General features: G+C 57.0%; 19 protein-coding genes and 1 other annotated feature. Of the genes, 12 read left to right on the top strand and 7 right to left on the bottom strand.

Features of this window, described 5'->3' with window-relative positions; translation table 11 throughout:
- The first annotated feature begins 22 nt into the window (after window positions 1-22).
- Window positions 23-1,132: a GHKL domain-containing protein gene (locus ACTQ3R_RS00485; RefSeq protein WP_441777649.1), complete on the top strand. Its 1,110-nt coding sequence runs from the start codon at window positions 23-25 to the stop codon at window positions 1,130-1,132.
- On the opposite strand, the gene ACTQ3R_RS00480 is transcribed toward ACTQ3R_RS00485, so the two are convergent.
- Together ACTQ3R_RS00480 and ACTQ3R_RS00475 are read right to left on the bottom strand one after the other, a co-directional pair.
- The gene (locus tag ACTQ3R_RS00480) at window positions 1,133-2,689 is read right to left on the bottom strand and encodes a hypothetical protein (protein ID WP_441777650.1); all 1,557 of its coding nucleotides are present in this window, start codon (window positions 2,687-2,689) and stop codon (window positions 1,133-1,135) included. It abuts the gene before it with no gap.
- 30 nt (window positions 2,690-2,719) lie between these two features.
- Window positions 2,720-3,847 carry a DUF6076 domain-containing protein gene (locus tag ACTQ3R_RS00475; protein ID WP_441777651.1) on the bottom strand — a complete coding sequence of 376 codons (1,128 nt, stop codon included), beginning with the start codon at window positions 3,845-3,847 and terminating at the stop codon, window positions 2,720-2,722.
- A gap of 184 nt (window positions 3,848-4,031) precedes the next feature.
- On the opposite strand from ACTQ3R_RS00475, the gene ACTQ3R_RS00470 reads away from it, so the two are divergent.
- The 7 genes from ACTQ3R_RS00470 (at window position 4,032) to ACTQ3R_RS00440 (ending at window position 10,778) form a co-directional block, all read left to right on the top strand.
- On the top strand, window positions 4,032-4,658 hold the full coding sequence (locus ACTQ3R_RS00470) for a CHC2 zinc finger domain-containing protein (RefSeq protein ID WP_302643423.1): 627 nt from the start codon (window positions 4,032-4,034) through the stop codon (window positions 4,656-4,658).
- Window positions 4,630-5,931 carry a DNA primase family protein gene (locus ACTQ3R_RS00465; RefSeq protein WP_441777652.1) on the top strand — a complete coding sequence of 434 codons (1,302 nt, stop codon included), beginning with the start codon at window positions 4,630-4,632 and terminating at the stop codon, window positions 5,929-5,931. Before ACTQ3R_RS00470 ends, ACTQ3R_RS00465 begins: the two co-directional genes overlap by 29 nt.
- A gap of 515 nt (window positions 5,932-6,446) precedes the next feature.
- Window positions 6,447-6,665 carry a DUF6471 domain-containing protein gene (locus ACTQ3R_RS00460; RefSeq protein ID WP_441777653.1) on the top strand — a complete coding sequence of 73 codons (219 nt, stop codon included), beginning with the start codon at window positions 6,447-6,449 and terminating at the stop codon, window positions 6,663-6,665.
- 273 nt (window positions 6,666-6,938) lie between these two features.
- Complete coding sequence (locus tag ACTQ3R_RS00455; protein ID WP_441777654.1) at window positions 6,939-7,256, top strand: DUF3847 domain-containing protein; 318 nt, start codon at window positions 6,939-6,941, stop codon at window positions 7,254-7,256.
- A gap of 2 nt (window positions 7,257-7,258) precedes the next feature.
- Window positions 7,259-8,734, top strand: coding sequence for a MobQ family relaxase (mobQ, locus tag ACTQ3R_RS00450; RefSeq protein WP_441777748.1), 1,476 nt, complete (start codon window positions 7,259-7,261; stop codon window positions 8,732-8,734).
- Window positions 8,735-8,748: 14 nt separating this feature from the next.
- Window positions 8,749-9,051 (top strand): hypothetical protein, encoded by a 303-nt coding sequence (locus ACTQ3R_RS00445; protein WP_441777655.1) that lies wholly within the window; start codon window positions 8,749-8,751, stop codon window positions 9,049-9,051.
- The gene (locus ACTQ3R_RS00440; RefSeq protein WP_441777656.1) at window positions 9,051-10,778 is read left to right on the top strand and encodes a DUF4368 domain-containing protein; all 1,728 of its coding nucleotides are present in this window, start codon (window positions 9,051-9,053) and stop codon (window positions 10,776-10,778) included. Before ACTQ3R_RS00445 ends, ACTQ3R_RS00440 begins: the two co-directional genes overlap by 1 nt.
- A gap of 253 nt (window positions 10,779-11,031) precedes the next feature.
- Here ACTQ3R_RS00440 and ilvC read toward each other — a convergent pair whose 3' ends face one another.
- From ilvC to ilvB (ACTQ3R_RS00415), 5 genes are read right to left on the bottom strand one after another with little or no spacing between them, the layout of a single operon-like run.
- Window positions 11,032-12,051, bottom strand: coding sequence for a ketol-acid reductoisomerase (gene ilvC / locus ACTQ3R_RS00435; protein ID WP_441777657.1), 1,020 nt, complete (start codon window positions 12,049-12,051; stop codon window positions 11,032-11,034).
- A complete protein-coding gene (ilvN, locus tag ACTQ3R_RS00430) occupies window positions 12,032-12,598 on the bottom strand; it encodes an acetolactate synthase small subunit (protein ID WP_441777658.1) in 567 nt (188 codons plus the stop codon). The genes ilvC and ilvN (ACTQ3R_RS00430) overlap by 20 nt, the downstream gene beginning before the upstream one ends.
- Before the next feature lie 13 nt (window positions 12,599-12,611).
- Window positions 12,612-14,315, bottom strand: a complete 1,704-nt coding sequence (gene ilvB / locus ACTQ3R_RS00425; RefSeq protein WP_441777659.1) for a biosynthetic-type acetolactate synthase large subunit — start codon at window positions 14,313-14,315, stop codon at window positions 12,612-12,614.
- The gene (ilvN, locus tag ACTQ3R_RS00420) at window positions 14,312-14,797 is read right to left on the bottom strand and encodes an acetolactate synthase small subunit (RefSeq protein WP_441777660.1); all 486 of its coding nucleotides are present in this window, start codon (window positions 14,795-14,797) and stop codon (window positions 14,312-14,314) included. The genes ilvB (ACTQ3R_RS00425) and ilvN (ACTQ3R_RS00420) overlap by 4 nt, the downstream gene beginning before the upstream one ends.
- Window positions 14,798-14,811: 14 nt before the next feature.
- Window positions 14,812-16,440 (bottom strand): biosynthetic-type acetolactate synthase large subunit, encoded by a 1,629-nt coding sequence (gene ilvB, locus ACTQ3R_RS00415; RefSeq protein ID WP_441777661.1) that lies wholly within the window; start codon window positions 16,438-16,440, stop codon window positions 14,812-14,814.
- A gap of 68 nt (window positions 16,441-16,508) precedes the next feature.
- Window positions 16,509-16,746, bottom strand: a binding site (T-box leader).
- A 148-nt stretch (window positions 16,747-16,894) separates the two neighbouring features.
- Here ilvB (ACTQ3R_RS00415) and hemW point away from each other — a divergent pair.
- From hemW to rlmH, 4 genes are all read left to right on the top strand, one after another.
- Complete coding sequence (gene hemW / locus ACTQ3R_RS00410) at window positions 16,895-18,124, top strand: radical SAM family heme chaperone HemW (protein ID WP_441777662.1); 1,230 nt, start codon at window positions 16,895-16,897, stop codon at window positions 18,122-18,124.
- A gap of 254 nt (window positions 18,125-18,378) precedes the next feature.
- Window positions 18,379-19,674 (top strand): UDP-N-acetylglucosamine 1-carboxyvinyltransferase, encoded by a 1,296-nt coding sequence (locus tag ACTQ3R_RS00405; protein WP_441777663.1) that lies wholly within the window; start codon window positions 18,379-18,381, stop codon window positions 19,672-19,674.
- 62 nt (window positions 19,675-19,736) lie between these two features.
- On the top strand, window positions 19,737-20,567 hold the full coding sequence (locus ACTQ3R_RS00400; protein WP_441777664.1) for an MBL fold metallo-hydrolase: 831 nt from the start codon (window positions 19,737-19,739) through the stop codon (window positions 20,565-20,567).
- On the top strand, window positions 20,561-21,043 hold the full coding sequence (gene rlmH / locus ACTQ3R_RS00395; protein ID WP_441777665.1) for a 23S rRNA (pseudouridine(1915)-N(3))-methyltransferase RlmH: 483 nt from the start codon (window positions 20,561-20,563) through the stop codon (window positions 21,041-21,043). The genes ACTQ3R_RS00400 and rlmH overlap by 7 nt, the downstream gene beginning before the upstream one ends.
- Window positions 21,044-21,053: the final 10 nt, after the last annotated feature.

Genomic DNA, 21,053 nt, shown 5'->3' with positions numbered 1-21,053 from the left:
CGTCTGCACCGTAGACATAACCTTGCTTGCAGTCGTGATCTACATAAAAACGCTCCGGATCTCGCTTTGGAAATCCGGAACGGTTGCATTATCTGTCTGTGCGGTATTTGCCTGTATCAACAGCCTTTGCCGGGCAATCAACGCCGCTATGCTGACCGGTTTACCGCAGGCGCAGGCTGCGCCATGGTTCTGTCTGCGGTCTGCGATTTGCTATCATGCGATCTGCTGGCTGTTTGCCGCCATCGCCTATTATCCTGCGACGCACAGCGTGCGGAGGATGGTCGAGGATGAAAACTTTGCGCAGACATGGTATGTGTTCTGGGTGCTGCCGCTGGTGTTCATTGCGCTGAATCTGTTTATGATCCCCAAGTATGCGGACACGCTCTATACCGGGCGTGTTTTGCAGGGGTATTTTGTGATCAGCACCACACTTTTGTTTTTGATGCTTTTCTTCAACGCAATCTTCCTTCTGATGGCGATCAGCATCAACCGGAATGTGAGATTGCAGCAGGAGAACCAGCTGCTTTCCATGCAGCAGCAGCGCTACGAAAGCCTGAAAGCTGCCATTGAGGAAGCCCGGCAGGCGCGGCACGATCTGCGCCACCAGCTTTGTCAGCTCGCTGCCCTTGCAGAAGAAGGGAATCTTGAAAAGATCAAAGCCTATCTTTCCAGCGCAGTTTCCAGAATCCCGAGTCTGGAGCTGCATTTCTGTGAAAACCGGGCGGCAGACGGCGTGGTCGGGTATTACTGCGCACTTGCGAAGCGGGAGCAGATCCCATTTTCCGTGCAGCTCGATCTGCCGGAATGTCTTCCAGTAGACGAGATCGATCTGTGCCTGGTCCTCTCTAATCTGCTGGAGAATGCGCTGGAAGCCAGCCTGCGTACTGCACCTGCCAGACGCAGAATCGCGCTGACCGCCTATCTGCATGGAAACAGTCTGGCACTGATTCAGGTTGAGAACACGTATGATGGAGTTATCCGGGAAAAAGACGGGGTATTTCTGTCCTCCAAGCGAAAAGGAGACGGTGTTGGTATCCAGTCCGTCCGCCATATCGCAGAAAAATCCGGTGGGGTGAGTACAGTCACCTATCAGGACGGCCTGTTCTGCGCAAAGGTCATGCTCTGCGGGTAATTATGCCCTGCCTTTCCAAAACGGCACGGTCACAGATTTCAGCAGTCTCGCTTTCGGAAATCCCTGTATGTACCGGATCGCTGTTTTTGCAAAGACGTTAGATTTCACTGTGTCCCAATCTGCCAGTTTTACTATCTCGGCTGTGCCGTTCTCAAAGTCAAACCGCAGCTCGCCCCACTCGCCGTCGTTGTCCACCAGATATTGATAGACAGCAGCGGTAATCGTTTCACCCTTTTTCCGGCACTCCGTCTGCCGCAGAGAGATCGTGTGTGCCGAATTGCCCCTCAATGCTTTTGACGCGTTCGTCGGAAGGACTGGTTTTTCCGGAACGCCCATCTCAAACGGCACGACCACGGATTTCAGCAGCCGTACCTCCGGCAAATTCTGGACATATCGTATTGCTGTCTTAGCAAAGACATTGGATTTTATCGTGTCCCAATCTGCCAGCTTCACAATCTCCGCTGTGCTGCTTTCAAAATCAAACCGAATCTCACCCCATTCGCCGTCGTTGTCCGCCTGATACAGGTAGACAGCGGCGGCTATTTTTTTGTTCCTTTTGCGGCACTCGGTCTGCTTCAGCGTCACGGTATGAACAAGGCCGCGTTCCAGCAGCTTCAGGCGCAGCTTGTCCAACGTGCGCCGGTAAAACCTCTCCGCGCCGCTGGCTGTTGTTCCCTCAAAATCCACCGCCAAGTCCTCAAAGGTGGACTGCGTAGACAAAGTGCTGACGCGCCCGCAGGTCATGCAGATGGCGTTCCGCTTTTCCAGATACCATTGCTCTTTATAGGATAGCTGGTCAAATGCCGCCGCTACTGCCTTTGCCCGAATCCCGTTCCAGAGGATGTCGGCATAGTTCCAGCTATCGTCGCGCGTCACATCCTCGCCAGTTTCCTCGCCGTCCTCGTCCTGCTCCGTTCGATAGAGGGAAACGATACTGCGGTTGCGCCGGGCAATGGTCAGCAGCTCGTCCGCAGAAACGCTTTCGCCCTTATATCCGCTTTGGGCGGCGAACTCAGAAATGACCTCTGCGCGGCTTTTACCCGAATTGTTATATATCGCGCCAATCTGCCGCACACGCCGGTACTCCGCAAGGCTGGCAAAGGAACCGGCTTCGCCCATCATACGGCAGAACAGCAGTCCGTCCCGGATATAGTGTTTCGCGTATTTCAGAAACTCCGTCTCCTGCTCTGGGTCAAACCTCGGCAGACAGTACAGCAGCATTTGCAGGACTTCCAGCTTGTAGTCCAGAAACCGCGCCGGGTCGTAGCGGTCATATCCGTTGCGGGTGAGAAAGCGGTAAATTACACCGTTCAGCCGCTTTTCAAAGTGGTGCAGGAAGAAGGAAAAGTATGCAAGGTCTTTGCGATGGGCTGTTTCGCGTATGTAGTCGTTCAGTTCCATTTTGGGCGGTTCCGGGTCAAGCTGAAAGACGTTCTGGACTTCGCGCATGGTCAGATCATCGGCATTATAGAACGGTACTTTTGCCACATAGCCGGTCAAATCCCATGTCCAGTCCACAAACTGCGCTGGTATCATCTCATTACGATTATCCTTCATCTCCGCACCTCCTTCCGCTGTGGGTTTTGATTACTGCTTCCTATTCGCTTTCGCTTCTGCCAACAAAGCCGTCTGCTCCATTTCGGTGGCATAGCTACCCTGCGCATAGTCATTGTCTTGCAGCGCTTTTTCCAGCTTGCTTTTTGCAAGTGCTTTCATCACGGCGGCGGTCTGCTCGTCCAGCGTGCCGCGCCCAAGATACTGCGTGATCGTGTTGAACCGCTTTGTATAGATTTTCTTGATAGGATGGTCAGGGGCAAGCTCCCGCTGCTCCCGCCCGCGAAGATTTCCGACCTGACGGCAGGTGCGACCGCGTTTGTCATTTGGCGCGTAGCCGCTGCAATATTTCGTGTGCCGCGCGTCGGTGGTCAGGAACCATTTCCCGCAGACGGCGCATTTTCTCGGCGCGTGCCCGACGCATAACCCCTCAAAAAGATCGGCGCGAAACATCCCAACAAAGGATACAAAGTGCATCCGCTTGACGAGCTGCGCCTCCGCATTGCCGGGATGGATCGCGGGAACATACTGCACCGTCGCATTGGTCAGCGCCATCCACGACGGATTGCTTTCTTCCAAGGTGGCGTTCTCCCTGAAAAACTGCCCAAACGCGGCGGCATATCCAATGGGCGTCCGTATTTCGGCGTTTTCTTGCAAGAACTCTGCAAATGCAGTCAACGTCATTTTATACTGTCGCAGGGAATAGCTCAGATGCCCCAGCACCGGAATGACGCGGATCAGGAGTGCCGCCAAAGGCTGTGTGCCCATGACACCGCTGAGCGCCTGCTGCTCCATCGAAAGCTGCAAATAATTGTTCAGTTCGGCAAACGCTTCTTCGGAAAACGCCGGCGTGAGGTAATCTTCAAACTGTTTTCTGTCCAAATGGGAAAACGGCTGGACATCGTGCAGCTCGTGAATGATAGCCCGTCCCGCCTCCTGCGCTTTCGGGAGAAGCTGCATATCTACATTCTTTAAGCCAATGCCGGTCAGCAGTTGATTCAGGATCATGCACGGCGCGTCCAATCGCGTGATCGTTTCGTCGGGAATGTTCAATACCGCGCAGCCGATCGTTCCGGTCGGCATGACGCTGCCCGCGTAGGTCACGGTATCCTGCCAGAAATCCAAAGATAAAACCTTGTGGCTGATAAGCTCCTGTGCCATGCTGCGTCCTCCTGTCATGTTTTTTTATTTTAATTATACCACGAGAATATGAACGTGGAAAGACCTGTCATGTTTTTTGAAATGAACTTGTCATGTTATCCGCCTGTCCGCAGAGGATCTGAACATAAAACAGACAGAGATGTGAAGAAACAGCCTCTTGAATCTATTTTACGGAGGATACAGCATGAACCTTTTTCAAAACGTCAAATATGGCGTGAACTGTCGGGAAGCTGCGGAACGGTACGGGGTATCTGTCAACCGGCAAGGCAAAGCACTTTGCCCGTTTCACAACGACCGGCACCCCAGCTTGCTTGTAGCAGACGATTACTATTATTGCTTTGCCTGCGGCGCACATGGGGACGTGATCGACTTTGCCGCCAACTTTTTTACCCTGCCGATTTACGAAGCCGCTCAGCAGCTTGCAGCAGACTTCGGCATTGACACGAACAGACCACCGACAAAGGAAATTCTTGAAAAACGCAGACAGCAAACAGAAGCACAGCAGCTCATGGAAAACGAGCGGCTGTGCTTTTCTGTTCTGTCCGATTATGCCCGTGTGCTGCGGGACTGGAAGGTACGGTATGCGCCACTCACACAGGACGAGCCGCTTCACGAGCGATTTATAGAAGCCTGCCACAACCTCGACCAGACAGAATACTATTTGGATATTCTGTGCGCCGGGGATTCCCACGAACGCGCCGAAGTGGTTCAGCAGCAGATGGCGGACGGAAAGCTGGAAGAGCTGCGGCAAAGATTAGAGGAAATTCACAAGGAGGACGAAAATGACAACAACACCGCAGGCGTGGCCTGAGTGGTACGACGGCAGACACATCAATGAGGTGCTGTTCTGCCAGCAGTTTTTGGACAAACACCCCATGAAATGTGTGCGCGGGCGGCTGTTCACGGTGGATGGGCTGATTGAGGACGAGGGACAAATCGGCAATCTCATTCTGGAGGAAATCTCCGGAGTTCTGACCTCCGGGCTGTCCAAAGTTGTGACAAATCTGCTTGCCAGCATCAAGCTGCAAGCGTATTCGCCGCCGCTGCCCATTGAAACAGATCGCATCCATGTTGCCAACGGGACGTATTTCATGGACGGCAGCTTCACCGCCGACAAGAGCTACTGCAACAACCGATTGACCGTCTCTTATAATCCCAATGCACCTGCACCAAACCGCTGGCTGCAATTCCTATCCGAACTGCTGCAACCGGAGGATATTCCCACCTTGCAGGAGTTTTTGGGTTACTGCCTGCTGCCCACCACTAAGGGGCAGAAGATGCTCATGCTCATCGGCAAGGGCGGCGAGGGTAAAAGTCGCATCGGGCTGGTTATGCGCTCGCTGCTGGGCGACAGCATGAATACCACCAGCATCCAGAAGGTGGAGAGCAACCGGTTCAGCCGTGCGGATTTGGAAAACAAGCTCCTGATGGTAGATGATGATATGGACATGAGCGCCCTACCTAAGACCAACTATATCAAATCCATCGTCACATCCGAGTGCAAGATGGACATGGAACGCAAGGGCGTTCAGAGCTATCAAAGCCAGCTCTATGTGCGTTTTCTCTGTTTCGGCAACGGTGCGCTGACGGCTTTGCACGACAAGTCCGACGGTTTCTTTCGCCGCCAGATCGTGCTGACCACCAAAGACCGGCCCGCAGGCAGAGCGGACGATCCGTTTCTGGTGGATAAGCTGATGCGGGAGAAAGAGGGTATCTTCCTCTGGTGCCTGGAGGGATTGCACCAGCTGATTGGGAACAACTATCAGTTCAGCATTTCGGGCAACGCCAGAGAGAATATGGAGACGGTCAAGCGCAGCAGCAACAACGTGATCGAGTTCCTGCAATCTGAGGGTTATATCCGCTTTCGGGCAGACAGTGAAGCCAGCTCCAAGGCGATCTATGAAGCCTACACAAGATGGTGCGATGATAACGCGCAGAAGCCTATGTCTGCCAACCGTGTCAGCTCTGAGCTTGCACAAAATGAGCAGCTTTACAATGTGGAGGCCACCAACAATGTCCATGTCGGCGGCAAGCGGGTGCGCGGGTTCATGGGCATTGAGGTGGTCAATCCGCTGCCGTATTAAAAATGAGAACTGGACTTCAAAAGTGCCGTACACGCCGTACACTCTGTACGGCTGTTTTCAACTTCATCTGCAAAATGCGATTTTGCTTGTGCTTGCCGTGGAGTATTTCACGGTGGAGTGTAAAATCTGACGTCGAATCGGCGGCTGGTACGCAAAACCGGCGTACAGAAGCGTACACAAGAGAGCTTTTCTGTACCGAGCCGTACACCGTCGGCTCAATTTTGCAGCATAAAAATCAATGCTCGTGAAATCCGTGAAGATTTTCGCCGCAAGCCGAACGCACTGCACCATCCGGTGATTTACCGAAGCGTGAAGCCGCTGCACCGGGATGTAGCCTATCCCACCGTTCCGCATGACCTCACGCAGAACGATGAAGCCGATAGGGGGCTGCTGCGTACAGGGCATCACCGGCGGAAATCTGAGCGGATTTGTGGCATGGCAGATTTTTCATCTCCCCGCACACCAGCATCACCGATACGAAACCACACTACACGAAATTATGGAGGTAAAAATTGATGAAATCCAAGCTGAGAAATGAGATCAAGTCGTACATCGTCCGTCAAGGAATGACCATGCAGGAGGTAGTCGATCTGCTACGGGACGAACACGGCTGGTCTGACAGCGTGTCAAACCTGTCCAACAAGCTCCAGCGGGAATCCCTGCGCTATGTCGAGGCTGTCCAGCTTGCCGACGCGCTGGGCTACGAGATTGTTTGGCAGCGAAAGAAAAACTGACGATCCGAGAATATCCCGAAAGTCCCACCGGGACTAAGGGCGCATTTCTATACTCTCCTGACGGGAGTATGTGCGCTCTGCGAGGCAGACAGCCCAGATATCTGAGTATCACGGCTGTTTTGCGTCACTTCGTTCCGTACAAGGGAGTGCCTCCCTTGCGCTGCCTATGCAGCTATCCCGGCGCACTTCGCGGTGGAAACCATCTGCTGACGCAGACAATTTCCGCCGCAAAGTCTGGATAACTATTTCACTAATTTTGAAGGAGGTCACACAATGCCAAAACAGAAAACCCTTGCCGAGCTGAATGCCGAGAAAGAAAAAATTGAGCAGCAGCTTGCACAGGAACAGCACAAGAAGCAGCGTCTGGAAAACCGCATTGCCTACTATGAGCGCGGCGACCGAACCAAACGCGCACACAATCTGATCGTTCGCAGTGCGGATATGGAAAGCATCTCTCCGCTGACGAAGCTGTTGACACGCGCTGAGTTTTACGCTTTTGCCGAAAAGGTCTTTGACCTGCCGGAGGTCAAAGGTCTGCTCATGGAAGCGGTCAACGAACACAACCGGGCTGAACAGAAAGAGGGGTGCTGAATATCGCGTTATTCCATTTTCATGTAACCCAGATCAAGCGCAGTGCGGGACAGTCCGCTGTGGCGTCTGCTGCCTACCGTGCCGGGGAAAAGCTGCACAGCGAATACTACGGCGAGATCAGCGACTACACCCGAAAAGGCGGCGTGATCTGCTCTGAAATCCTGTTGCCGTCCCACGCGCCGCCGGAGTACGCAGACCGCGAAACGCTCTGGAACGCCGTAGAGAAAGCCGAACGCGGGAAGAGAGCCCAGCTTGCATACAGCTTTGACATTGCCTTGCAGAACGAGTTTTCCATGCAGGAGAACATCGCTCTGGCAAGGCAATTTTTGTTAGAGAACTTTGTGAGCCGAGGGATGGTGGTGGACTTTGCTGTTCATTCTCCCGACAAGGAGGACGTCGGCATTTCCAATCCGCACTTTCATGTCATGTGTCCCATTCGCCCCATCAAGCCGGATGGTAGATGGGGCAATAAGCAGCGGCGGGAATATGTGTTGGACGAGCATGGAGAACGCATTCTGGATGAGGCGGGCAACTATGTATTCAATGCTGTCTCGACCACCGATTGGGGCAGCCCCGACACCTTGGAGCATTGGCGGCAGGCGTGGGCTGATCTGTGCAACGCGAAGTTTGCGGAGAAAGATGTGGAATGCCGGATCGACCACCGCAGCTATGAGCGGCAAGGCATTGAACAGATTCCTACCGTCCATGAGGGACCGTCTGTCCGCGCAATGGAAGCGAAGGGCATCCGTACCGACAAGGGCGACTTCAACCGCTGGGTTCGCAAAACCAACGCCATGCTGCGGGAAGCAAAGAATAAAATCGCCTCTTTGCTGAAATGGCTGAAAGCGGTTAAGGAAGAACTTTCCAAGCCACAGCCGCCCATGCTGAACAATCTGCTAATGACCTATTACAATAACCGCAATAAAGGCGCATACAGCACAAAGGCCAAGACAGCCAACTTACAGCGGTATGCGGATGCGTTCCGCTTCTTGCAGGAGAAGCAACTTTTTACCACCGATGATCTGGATGCCGCGCTGCATTCCATGCAGAACAGCATCAACGCAATGAAGGCCTCTGTCGGGGAAAAGCAATCCCGCATCAAGGAGCTGGACGAGCTGCTGCGTATGGCACAGTATTATGTCGATGGAAAACCGGTTGCGGATAAGCTGGGAAGTATCCGCTTTGAAAAATCCAGACAGAAATACAAGTCGGAGCATGACGATACGCTGCGGACGTTCTACATGGCGGAGCGCAAATTGAAACCGTTTTTCAAGGATGGCAAGATACCCATCACCGCATGGCGCAGAGAACGTGAGCGGTTGGAGCAGGAGTACAAGGATATTCAGACAGAGCTTTCGCCGCTTTACGCCGACGTTAAAAAGCTCTGGGCCATTCACTACAACATTTATGAAATGCAGCATGAGCAGGAGCGGCAGCAGACACAACTGCACAGCCGCAAAACCGAAATAGAATTATGAGAAAGGAATCATATATGGGAAAAATTATCAGCATTGACGAAATCAACCGTGCCGTGATGGAGGGGAAAGACGATCTGGTCTTTGAGCTTTGCAAGGTCTTTGATCATGAGAGCTACTTTGATCCGATCTTTGACCCGCCGGAGTCCTTTTTGCAGGAGTGCGAGGCCTATTGGAACAGGCGAAGCCGCTTCTGCAAAACCGTGGAGCGCAAGATTGGAAACACATGGTACACCATTGAAACCGTCTGTGACGGAACCGAGCCGCTTACCGCCAAGGTAAAACGGCTCATTTTTTCTGACCGGGAGGTGGCTTGTTAATGACAGCGACACAAAACTATGGTAAAATAATGCTAAGCACACCGATTCTGTCGGCTGACCCGAACGTGAAGGAGGACGTTATGACGGATCAGCAAAAAATCACGATACTCTATTGCCGCCTCAGCAATGAGGATTCGCAGGATGGCGAGTCGAATTCGATACAGAATCAACGCGAGCTTTTAACCAGATACGCACGAGATCATGGCTACACAAACCTGAAAATTCTGGTGGACGACGGTTATACCGGCACGAACTTTCAGCGTCCTGGCGTACAGGAGGGCTTTGAACTGGTAAAGCAGGGATTGGTAGGCTGCTGGCTTTGCAAAGACCTATCCCGCTTTGGTCGTGATTACCTGACTGTAGGCCAGTACACCGACATTATCTTCCCCAGCTACGATGTGCGCTTCATTGCCGTCAACGACGGCGTGGATAGCCAGCGTGGGGACGGAGAGGGCTTTGCTGCGGTCCGCAACCTGTTCAACGAGTGGTATCCGCGCGATACCTCCAAGAAAGTCCGTATCAGCCTGCATCAGCGCGGCACCAGCGGCAAGCACCTCGGCAAGCCGCCCTACGGCTACCGCTGTGACCCAAACGACAAGGACAAGTGGATCCTGGACGAGGAAGCCGCGCCGGTTGTCAAGCGCATTTTTGACCTCTGCATCGACGGCAAAGGTCCGGAGCAGATTTCCCGGATTCTTGAGCGCGATCAGGTTCTCACGACCAAAGCCCTGTATGCCAGCCGCAAGGGAAAGCCGCTGCCCAAGAATCCGTATGGATGGAAGGATCAATCCATCGTCGGTATTTTGGAACGACAGGAATACACCGGCTGCACCTGTAATTTCAAGACCTACTCCAAGTCCTACAAGCTGAAAAAGCGGATTCCCAACGCGCCGGAGGATATGTTCATCGTACCGGATACACAGGAGGCAATCGTTTCTCAGGCACAGTGGGACAGAGTGCAGGAGCTGCGCAAAAACAAGCGCCGCCCCGCAAAAGCGGAACGGCAGGGACTGTTTTCCGGGCTGCTGTATTGCGCGGACTGCGGCGGCAAGCTCCACTTTGCCACCTGCAAGAGCTTTGAGGGCAAACAGGATCACTACGTCTGCTCCAAATACAAGAGTGGGCGCGGCGATTGCTCGGCACATTATATCCGCGAGGATGTGCTGCGGGAACTGGTACTGGAACGGATTCAGGCGGTCAATGCGTATATCCGCAGCGATGTGGAGGGCTTTCAGGAGGAGTGGCTGCATTACCGCCGCGCCGATCAGGAACGAGACATCCGGGAAGATCAGAAGCGCATGGAGCAGGCAAGAAAACGCCTTGCCAATCTTGATGTGGTCATGTCCCGGCTCTATGAGGATTACGCCCTCGGCGAGATCGGCAAGGAGAAGTATAAGAAACTGACGGCTGATTATGAAGCTGAGCAGGAACGGTTAAAGCTCGAAATTGAAACAACGGAAGAATGGGTTGAACAGCGGCAGGCGATGGGCGACGATCTGGATGCTTTCATTGCGCTGACGAAAAAGTATGTGGATGTCACAGAGCTGACGCAGACGATTGTCAACGAGTATATCAAGAAGATTATCATCCACGCACCGGACAAGTCTGACGGTAAGCGCAGACAGAAGGTGGAGATCATCTTCAACTTCGTAGACGAGGTGGAAATCCCCGTACTGGCAGAACCCATCATTGCAGAATCTACCCTTGGACGCAGAAAAACGGCGTGACCTTCACGGTCACACCGTTCTCTGCCCAAACCGCAAGACTTATAGTTCCTTACGACTGTTAAGCCTTGGTTTTCCGGGTGTTTTCTTATTTTGAAGAGAGATCAGTTGGAAGCGGTGTCCAGATCGGTATCGCCGCCCCTCGTCGGAGCAAAGTCCGCTCCATGCCCGGCACCCTGCGGGCACCGGTTATTCCGCTTCCTTGCTCCTCCTCTTCCGCGGGCGACCCGCTTACGCTGGGCTCTCCCACGGGCAATTAGTTGGAAGCGGTGTCCAGATCGGTATCGCCGCCCCAGATCATGTTCTTCCGGAGCTCCTCGCCCACGATCTCCATCTGGTGCTTCTTCAGAGCGGCACGCTTGGAGTTGAAGAAGGTGCGGCCGTTCTTGTTCTCGGCGATCCACTTGCCGGCAAAGGTGCCGTCCTGGATGTCGGCCAGAACTGCCTTCATGTTCTTCTTGGTCTCCTCGTAGGGCAGCACACGGGGACCGGAGACATACTCGCCGTACTCGGCGGTGTCGGAGATGGAGTAGTTCATGGCAGCCACACCGCCCTTGTTGATGAGGTCGATGATCAGCTTCATCTCGTGGATGCACTCGAAGTAGGCGTTCTCGGGCTCGTAGCCGGCCTCTACCAGGGTCTCGAAGCCGCAGCGCATGAGGTCCACCACGCCGCCGCACAGCACGGCCTGCTCGCCGAACAGGTCGGTCTCGGTCTCATCGTGGAAGGTGGTCTCCATCACGCCGGCGCGGGCGCCGCCGATGCCGGCGATGTAGGCCAGGGCGATCTTATAGGCGTCGCCGGTGGCGTTCTGCTCCACGGCCACCAGGCAGGGCACGCCCTTGCCGGCCACATAAGTGGAACGGACGGTGTGGCCGGGGCCCTTGGGGGCAGCCATGAACACGTCCACACCGGCGGGAGGAACGATCTGCTGATAGCGGATGTTGAAGCCGTGGGCAAAGGCCAGGGCGTTGCCCTCCTCCAGGTTGGGGGCAATTTCCTTCTTATAGACGTCAGCCTGGACCTCGTCGTTGATGAGCATCATCACGATGTCGCCCCACTTGGCGGCCTCGGCAATGGTCATGACCTTCAGACCGGCCTCCTCGGCGCTCTTCCAGCTCTTGGAGCCCTCACGCAGGCCCACGCACACGTCGCAGCCGGAATCCTTCAGGTTCAGGGCGTGAGCGTGGCCCTGGGAACCGTAGCCGATGATGGCGATCTTCTTACCGTCCAGGTAGTTGATGTCGCAATCCTTCTCATAATACATTTTTGCCATAGTTATATTCCTCCTTTAGTTTGTTGTCATCATAAATCGTGCTACGCCCTCTTTCGATGGCGAGAGTACCGGTTTTGGCGATTTCCAGAATGCCGTAGTCCGCCAGCATGGCGGTAAGGGCCTGGGTCTTGTTCTTGTCCCCGAAGATGCCCACCGTGAGGGTCTCCCGGCTGACGTCGATGATTTTGGCCCGGAAAATATTGGCCATCTGGATGACTTCGTCCCGTGCGTTGCGGTCGGCGGCCCGGACCTTGATGAGGGAGAACTCCCGCTGAATGGAGGTGCCCTCGTCCAGGATCTTCACCGCCAGCACCGGAATGAGCTTGCGGCACTGGGCGGCGATCTGGGAGATCATCAGCTCATCGGCCAGCAGGACGATGGTGATGCGGGTAATGCCGGGCTTATCCGTCTCGCCGGAGACGATGGACTCGATGTTATAGCCCTTCCGGGAGAACAGCCGGGCCACCTGGCTCAGTACGCCGGGGATGTCCCGGACCAGGATGGCCAGGGTGTACAGCTTCTTTTCAGAATCAAACTCTTTTTTCATCCTGTCCACCCCCTTATTTCAGCAAAAAGTCGGTGATGTGGGCGCCGCCGGCCACCATGGGCCGGACCATTTCGTCCATGTCCAGATGGCAGTCCAGTACGCAGCCGCAGCCTGCCTTCAGGGCCTGGGAGAAAGCCTGCTCCATCTCCTGACGGTTTGTCACCCGGAAGCCCTTCAGGCCATAGGCCTCGGCCAGCTTTACAAAGTCGGGGCCCCGGTCCAGGGTGGTCTCGGAGTAGCGCTCGTGGTAGATGAGGTGCTGCCACTGGCGGACCATACCCAGAACGCCGTTATTAAAGACCACGGTGATAATGGGCAGGTTGTAGTGCTGAACGGTGGCCAGCTCGTGGCAGTTCATGCGGAAGCAGCCGTCACCGGTGGTGTGGACCACCACCTTATCGGGGTTGCCCATCTTAGCGCCGATGGCCGCCCCCAGGCCAAAGCCCATGGTGCCGAAGCCGCCGGAGGTGAGCAGCTGTCCGGGGTAGTCGAAGTGAAAATGCTGGATGGACCACATCTGATGCTGACCCACGTCGGTGGCCACAATGGAGTCCTGGGGGGCCAGGCGGCGGATGACCTCCAGCACCTGTTTAGGGGTGAGGGCATCGCTGTCCCGTGGAATGGAGGGCTCCCGCAGGGGGAGAATGTGCTCCTTCCAGGCCGGGTGGCTGTACTGGGGCAGGCGCTGGTTCAGAAGCTCCAGCACCCGTTTGGCCGAGCCGACGATGTGGTGGTCGGTAAGGACGTTCTTGTCGATTTCCGAGCGGTCAATGTCGATTTGCACGATCTTGGCCTGGCTGGCAAAGGTGCCTGGGTCCAGAGCCACCCGGTCGGAGAACCGGCAGCCCACGGCGATGAGCAGGTCACATTCGTTGCAGGCTACGTTGCTGGCCTGAGAGCCGTGCATGCCTACCATGCCGGTGGTGAGGGGATGCCCGCCGGGGAAGCCGCCGCCGCCCATGACGGTGATGGCCACCGGGGCGTCCAGCTTCTCGGCAAACTCCCGGAACTGCTTGTGGGCCCGTCCCCGGACTACGCCGCCGCCGCAGATGAGCATGGGCTTTTCCGACTGGGCGATCATCTCCACCAGAGTGTCGATGTCCCCCAGATTGGGCTCGGGGGCCTTCAGCTCGTGACTGGTGGCCAGAGCCTGGATGGAAGAGCAGGAGCGGTTTTGATTCCAGGGGACAAATTCATAATCGATCTCCACATTGGGAGCGGTGACATTTTTCAAAAAGTCAATGAGCACCGGGCCGGGGCGGCCGGTGGCCGCCACGGCAAAGGCCTGACGCATCACATCGGGGATGGTGCTGGCATCCCGGACCAGATAGGTGGCCTTGGTGATGGGCATGGCGATGCCGGTGATGTCCACCTCTTGGAAAGAGTCTTTGCCCAACAGGGGCTCGGTCACGTTGCAGGTGATAAACACAACGGGGGAGGAGTCCATGTAGGCGGTGGCGATGCCGGTGGTCAGGTTGGTGGCGCCGGGGCCGCTGGTGGCAAAGCACACCCCCACCTTTCCGGTGGAGCGGGCGTAGCCGTCAGCGGCGTGAGCCGCCCCCTGCTCGTGGGCAGTCAATACATGGTGTATTTTATCTCTGTAATGATACAGCTCATCATAGACATTCAGGATGGTACCGCCGGGATAGCCGAAGACGGTGTCCACCTCCTGCTCCAGCAGGCACTCCATGATGGCCTGAGTCGCTCTGATTTTCAAATCTTGCCTCCTCCTTTCTGCACCGCAATGACGCCGGTGCGGGCGACCTCCAGAATGGAGAAGGGGCGCATCATGGCCTGGAAGGTGTCCAGCCGGTCGGGTTCAGAGGACAGCTCCAGAGTCATGGAGGTGGGGGAGATATCGTCCACCTTCGCTCCCATAATTTCACAGATAGTCATAATATCCTGACGGGTCTTGTTGTTGGCGTTGACCTTCAGGATCATCAGCTCCCGGCCGATGAGATTGGTCTCTTCCAAAGTGCGCACCTTGATGACCTCAATGAGCTTGTTGAGCTGCTTTTCCACCTGCTCCACCATGTTGTTGCCGCTGTCCACAATAATGGTGATCCGGGAGATGGTGGGGTCGTCGGTGACGCCCACGGCCAGGGACTCGATGTTGAAGGCACGGCGGGAGAAGAGGCCGGTGATCCGGTTCAAAACGCCGGCCTGGTTTTCCACCAGGACGGAAATGGTCTGTTTCATCTTGTCCTCTCCTTTCAGTCGGTGGTGCTCACGCTGGGGTGGACCTCACAAATCATCAGGCAGCAGCCCTTGTGGCCCAGGAAGCGGTCAATAGACTCGTCCAGCTGCTCCTCCTCGGTGACGGTGATAGTGGGGATGCCATAGGCGGAAGCGATGGTCTCAAAATCCGGCGAGCCGTCCAGAGCTACGCCAAAGGAGCCGTGATAGGGGGCGGTGTTCTGGATCTGATGGACCAGGCCCAGGGTGTGGTTGCGGAAGATCAGGATCTTGATGTCCAGATTGCCGGCTCTGATGGCAGCCAGCTCGTTCATGGACATCTGGAAGGAGCCGTCTCCGCAGATGACCACCGTCTGCCGCTGGGGCAGGGCGGTCTTGGCCCCGATGGCGGCGGGCAGGGCGTAGCCCATGGTGCCCAGGCCGCCGCTGGTGAGCAGCCGCCCGTGCTTCTGGGGCAGGTATTTGCAGGTGAAGATCTGGTTCTGGCCCACGTCCACGCACACCACCGCGTCATCATCCAGCTTGGCGCCCAGCCGGCGCACGGCGGTGCCGGGGAAGACGGAGCCGGGACGCTGGGGGAAAATGCGGCCCAGTTCTGCCTTCCGGTAGTCCCGCAGGCGGGCGAGCCAGTCGGCAGAGTCGGAGACGGGGATGTCCAGCTCCAGCAGCTGGCGCAGGATGACCTTTACGTTGCCTACCAGGGGGACGGCGGCCTGCATATTCTTGCCGATCTCCGCCGGGTCCACGTCGATGTGAATGGTGGCCATCCGCCGCTGGATCTCGTCGGGAGAGGTGATGGCCCGGTCGGCCGCCCGAGTGCCCACCATAATGAGCAGGTCGGATTTGGCCAGGGCCTGGTTGGCGCAGTGGTTGCCGTGGGCGCCGATCATGCCCATGTTCAGGGGGTGGTCGGTGGGCATCAGGGAGATGCCCATCATGGTCTTGACCACGGGAATCTGGGCCCGCTCGGCCAGCTCCAGCAGCTCCTGCTTGGCATCCGCAAGCCACACGCCGCCGCCGGCGCAGATGAGGGGCTGCTTGGCCCGTGCGATGGTGGCGGCTACCCGCTTGATCTGCAGGTCATTGCCCTTGACGCTGGGCTTATAGCCCCGGATGTTCACGGTCTCAGGCCATTCAAACTTTTTCAGAGTGGCCTGCTGTACGTCAATGGGAATGTCGATGAGCACCGGGCCGGGCCGTCCGGTGGAGGCGATGTGGAAGGCCTCCCGGACCACACGGGGGATGTCGTTGACGTTTTTGACCAGGTAGCTGTGCTTGGAGAAGGGGGCCACAGCGCCGGTGATGTCCACCTCCTGGAAGATGTCCCGGCCCAGCAGGTGGCTGGGCACCTGGCCGGTGATGGCCACCATGGGGATGGAGTCCATATAGGCGGTGGCAATGCCGGTAATCAGGTTGGTAGCCCCCGGACCGGAGGTGACCATGCACACACCCACTTTACCGCTGACACGGGCGTAGCCGGAGGCCATGTGGCCAGCGTTCTGCTCCGTGCGGACCAGAGTATAGGCAATCTCGGGGGCGTCCTTCAGAGCATCTGCCGCAGGACAGATGGTCGCTCCCGCATAACCGAAGATCTGGGTCACCTGCTCACGTTTTAACGATTCAATCAGCGCCTGTGCTCCATTCATGGAACGACACCTCCGATATAGTGAATTGGAGGGGCGGACAAACAAAAAACGGCCCGCCCTATCTCCGCAGATAGGACGAAGCCGTATGCTCCGTGGTACCACCTAAATTCATGGCCGGCAGAAGCCGAGCCATGCGCTCATTGCCCCGATAACGGTGGGAGGCCGTTCCAACCTACTAAGACAATCTGCCGGTTCAGGAGGACTGCTCACGGGTGAGGTTCGGGGGAGGTCCTTCACGAGAGCTTACACCAGCCGCTCCCTCTCTGCGCATCCAGACAAGCCTACTATCCCGCTCATTGCGTTTTTGAATGATTAGTCAACATCATACCCTAAGCATTTCAATTTGTCAATTCTTTTTTTCCTGGGATTTTCAGAAAGAATCCTCCGCCCTTGTGTAAAGGGGGAGGAGTTTGCTATAATAGAAAAAATAATCCGCAGGGCGGGAGGAACCGGTATGAGAGACAAAAAATCCCAAAATATAGAAAAATTGGGAATTTATATTCATATTCCTTTTTGTAAAAGTAAATGCGATTACTGCGATTTTTATTCCCTGGCGGGGGCGGAGGGGCGGATGGATACCTATCAGAAGGCCCTGCTCACCCATATGAAGGAGACGGCCCGTGTGGCAGGAGAGATCCCCGTGGATACCATCTATTTTGGGGGCGGCACCCCCAGCTACTATGGGGACAAGCGGCTGCGGGAGCTGCTGAAGGCGGTCAGGAAGCTCTTTTCGGTGGAAAAGGACGCGGAGATCACCCTGGAGGCCAACCCGGACAGCGTCACCTTTCAATCCCTTCGGGCGCTGCGCCGGGCGGGCTTTAACCGCCTGTCCATGGGCCTTCAATCCGCCTGTCCGGCGGAGCTGGCCGCCATCCACCGGGCCCACAGCATAGAAGAGGGGGACGCGGCAGTGGTGGCGGCACGGGCGGCGAAGATCAAGAATTTGTCCCTGGACCTCATCTATGGCCTGCCGGGACAGACGGAGGAGAGCTGGCACAATACCCTGGAGCATGCCCTGTCCCTCCAGCCGGAGCACCTGTCCTGCTACGGGCTGAAGGTGGAGGAGGGCACTCCGCTGGCCCAGCGGGTGGCGGCGGGAGAGGTCCTGCCGGATGACGACACTCAGGCGGAGCTCTATCTGTGGACGGTAGAGCGGCTGCGCCAGGCGGGCTATGAGCAGTATGAGATCTCCAACTTCGCAAAGCCGGGCTTTGCGTCCCAGCACAACCTGCGCTACTGGCTCACCCGGCCCTATATCGGCTTTGGCCCCGGAGCCCACTCCGACTTTGGCGGACGGCGGTATTCCTGGATCCGGGACCTGGAGGGCTACATCAAAGGGGTACTGGAGGGCGGAGAGCTGCTGGAAAGCCAGGACCTCATCCCCCAGCGGGAACGGGGGGGCGAATATCTCATGCTCCGTCTGCGCACTGTCCGAGGCATTGAGGAGTGGGAATACCGGGGCACCTATTATATGGACTTTACCCCCATCGAGCAGCGGCTTCAGGAGTTTTCTGCCCAAGGCTGGGCGGAAAAGACCCCGGAGGGGCGGTGGAGGCTGACCCCCAAGGGATTTTTAGTCTCTAACCAGCTCATCGGCGATTTGCTGGAGCGGCAGCGGGAGATCAGTCTCTCGGAGCTTCTGCCCAGAGTGAAGCGGCTGCAGGAGGAGCGAAACGAGGGATAATTTGTAAAATCTGGATGCACCTTTGCGCCATCCAGACAGGAAAAAAGCGGCGGAAGGCCCCTCATCCGTCTTTTTTTACAATTCGGCAGGGGTAACGTAAAATTTGTTGCCAGGTGGACATAATAGTGCTATAATGTATGCGGTTTACCATGCCTTGCCACAGGCAAAAATGGTTGATTTGATATTACATATGGCCTATGCGCCATATATTCCGTTATAGATTCTGACATTGTGAATCAAAGAGGGTGCCTTATTTGACCAAGTATCAGATCCAGGGGGGCAAGCCCCTGCATGGGACCGTACACATCAGCGGCGCGAAAAATGCGGCGGTGGCCATTATTCCCGCCGCCCTGCTGGTGGACGGGACCTGCCGTATTGAGAATATTCCACAGATCAGTGATGTGACCTTGATCCTCCAGATCCTCCAGGAGCTGGGGGCGGACGTGCGTACCGTAAACCGCACCACCGTGGACGTGGACTGTTCCCGTGTCCGCAACCGCCAGGTCCCCTATGACCTGGCCCGGAAGATTCGGGCCAGCTACTACCTGGTTGGGGCTCTGCTGGGCCGGTTTGGCTGGGCAGAGGTGCCCCTGCCCGGAGGCTGCGATCTGGGCGGACGGCCCATTGACCAGCACATCAAGGGGTTTGTGGCCATGGGTGCCGAGGTAGATGTGCGAAACGGCCTCATCTATGCCCGTGTGCCCGACGGGGGACGTCTGGCCGGGGGCCAGATTTATCTGGACATGGTATCGGTGGGTGCCACGATGAACATCATGCTGGCCGGCGTGCTGGCCAGCGGCATGACTGTCATTGAAAATGCCGCCAAAGAGCCCCATATCGTGGACCTGGCCAATTTCCTCAACTCCATGGGGGCCAACATCATGGGCGCGGGCACCGATGTGATTAAGATCCGTGGTGTGGAGAAGCTTCAGGGAGGCACCTATTCTATTATCCCCGACCAGATCGAGGCGGGCACCTATATGGCCGCTGTCTCCGCCGCCGGGGGCGAGCTGCTCATTAAAAATGTCATTCCCAAGCACCTGGACTGCATCACGGCCAAGCTGGTGGAGATGGGAGTGGAGGTGGAGGAGCAGGACGATGCCGTCCTGGTCCGCCGCAGCGGCCCGCTCAACCGGGTGAATGTGAAGACCATGCCCTATCCCGGTTTCCCCACCGACATGCAGCCTCAGATCGCGGCGGTGCTGTGCCTGGCCCGTGGAACCAGTGTGCTCACGGAGGGCGTGTGGGACAACCGCTACCGCTATGTGGACGAATTCCGGCGCATGGGCGCCCGAATCCAGGTGGACGGCAAGGTGGCGGTCATCGAAGGGGTGGAAGCCCTGACCGGGGCACCGGTGCACGCCTGTGACCTGCGGGCAGGAGCCGCCATGGTCATTGCCGGTCTGGCCGCCCAGGGAATGACGGAGATCGACGGCATCCACCACATCGAGCGGGGCTATGAGACCCTGGTGGAAAAGCTGGCTTCGGTGGGGGCGGATATCCGCACCGTCTTTGTCCCGGATGAGGACAACCAGAGCCAGGTGGGCTAAATCAGAACCGATGTTTCGCCGCCCGCTGGGCGGCGAAATTTTTTGAGAACGGGGGAATTTCCTTGCTGACCTTTACCACCCTGGCCAGCGGTTCCAGTGGGAACGCTGCCCTGGTGTCCAGCGGCAATACCCATATTCTGTTGGACGCGGGCATCTCCGCCCGGCGCATCACCCTGGGGTTGCGGGCGCTGGGGGTGGAGCCGGAACAGCTGCGGGCCATTTTGATCACCCACGAGCACCACGACCACGTCAGCGGTCTGAGTGTACTGACCAAAAAGCGGTCCGTCCCCATTTTGGCAACCCCGGCCACCTGCCGGTGCCTGGGACAGAAGATCCCCGGTCTTGTCCCCCTGCTTCGGGAGCAGGAGGCGGGGACCGGTATTCCGCTGGGGGAGCTGTGGGTGGAGTCCTTTTCCACCCCCCACGATGCCGCGGGCAGTGTAGGCTACTCCATTTCTGGGGATGGGGGCAGGATGGTGCTGTGCACCGACCTGGGCTATGTGACCCCGGAAGTAAAGAGAGCGGTCCGGGGCTGTGACCTGTTGGTATGTGAGACCAACCACGACGAGGACTGGCTGCGTTCCGGTCCTTACCCCTATTCCCTGAAGCAGCGGGTGCTGGGTGACCGGGGGCACCTGTCCAACGAGGCGGGGGCCGAGCTGGCCGCCCTGGCCGTGTCCTCAGGAACACGGACGGTCATTTTGGCCCACCTGTCCCAGGAGAACAATACCCCCGCCCATGCCCGTGCGGCGGTCTGCCGCCGGCTGGCGGCTATGGGCTGTGACCCGGAACGGGACATCTCCCTGACGGTAGCGCCGAGAGGGGAGACGGGCCCCGTGTTTGCTCTGGGCGCGGAGGAAGATGGTTTTGTCAGGGGGGCGGCGCTATGCTGAGTGTTTACCTCATTTGTGTGGGCAAGCTGAAGGAAAAGTTTTATCTGGAGGCCTGTGGGGAGTACTTAAAGCGTCTGGGCGCCTACTGTAAGCTCACGCTGGTGGAGCTGCCCGAGGAGCGCCTGCCCCAGAATCCCTCCCGAGCCCAGATCGAACAGGCCCTGGAAAAGGAAAGTCAGGCCATCCGGGCAAAGCTTCCCCCCAGCACCAGCCTGGTGTGCCTGTGCGTGGAGGGCAAGCTTCGCTCCAGCGAGGAGCTGGCCGGCATGTTCCGGGACTGGGAGGGAGGCTCGGCCAAGCACCTGGCCTTTGTCATCGGCGGGTCCTATGGCCTGGCCCAGTCCCTCAAAGCGGAGGCCTGGGTGAAGTTGTCCATGTCCCCCATGACCTTCCCCCACCACCTGGCACGGGTGATGGTGCTGGAGCAGATCTACCGGGCCTTTAAAATTAACGAGGGGTCCAGCTACCATAAATAAAAACTCCAGC

This window comes from Lawsonibacter sp. LCP25S3_E2, assembly GCF_052117285.1.
Taxonomy (GTDB): Bacteria; Bacillota; Clostridia; order Oscillospirales; family Oscillospiraceae; genus Lawsonibacter.
This window is presented reverse-complemented; position numbering and strand designations above follow the sequence as displayed.

What these genes read in the sequence shown, in the direction of transcription:
- ACTQ3R_RS00480 (WP_441777650.1), bottom strand. Translation starts at nt 2,689, where the DNA reads ATGAAGGATAATCGTAATGAGATGATACCAGCGCAGTTTGTGGACTGG.
- ACTQ3R_RS00475 (WP_441777651.1), bottom strand. Translation starts at nt 3,847, where the DNA reads ATGGCACAGGAGCTTATCAGCCACAAGGTTTTATCTTTGGATTTCTGG.
- ACTQ3R_RS00470 (WP_302643423.1), top strand. Translation starts at nt 4,032, where the DNA reads ATGAACCTTTTTCAAAACGTCAAATATGGCGTGAACTGTCGGGAAGCT.
- ACTQ3R_RS00465 (WP_441777652.1), top strand. Translation starts at nt 4,630, where the DNA reads ATGACAACAACACCGCAGGCGTGGCCTGAGTGGTACGACGGCAGACAC.
- ACTQ3R_RS00460 (WP_441777653.1), top strand. Translation starts at nt 6,447, where the DNA reads ATGAAATCCAAGCTGAGAAATGAGATCAAGTCGTACATCGTCCGTCAA.
- ACTQ3R_RS00455 (WP_441777654.1), top strand. Translation starts at nt 6,939, where the DNA reads ATGCCAAAACAGAAAACCCTTGCCGAGCTGAATGCCGAGAAAGAAAAA.
- ACTQ3R_RS00445 (WP_441777655.1), top strand. Translation starts at nt 8,749, where the DNA reads ATGGGAAAAATTATCAGCATTGACGAAATCAACCGTGCCGTGATGGAG.
- ACTQ3R_RS00440 (WP_441777656.1), top strand. Translation starts at nt 9,051, where the DNA reads ATGACAGCGACACAAAACTATGGTAAAATAATGCTAAGCACACCGATT.
- ilvC (WP_441777657.1), bottom strand. Translation starts at nt 12,051, where the DNA reads ATGGCAAAAATGTATTATGAGAAGGATTGCGACATCAACTACCTGGAC.
- ilvN (WP_441777658.1), bottom strand. Translation starts at nt 12,598, where the DNA reads ATGAAAAAAGAGTTTGATTCTGAAAAGAAGCTGTACACCCTGGCCATC.
- ilvN (WP_441777660.1), bottom strand. Translation starts at nt 14,797, where the DNA reads ATGAAACAGACCATTTCCGTCCTGGTGGAAAACCAGGCCGGCGTTTTG.
- ilvB (WP_441777661.1), bottom strand. Translation starts at nt 16,440, where the DNA reads ATGAATGGAGCACAGGCGCTGATTGAATCGTTAAAACGTGAGCAGGTG.
- hemW (WP_441777662.1), top strand. Translation starts at nt 16,895, where the DNA reads ATGAGAGACAAAAAATCCCAAAATATAGAAAAATTGGGAATTTATATT.
- rlmH (WP_441777665.1), top strand. Translation starts at nt 20,561, where the DNA reads ATGCTGAGTGTTTACCTCATTTGTGTGGGCAAGCTGAAGGAAAAGTTT.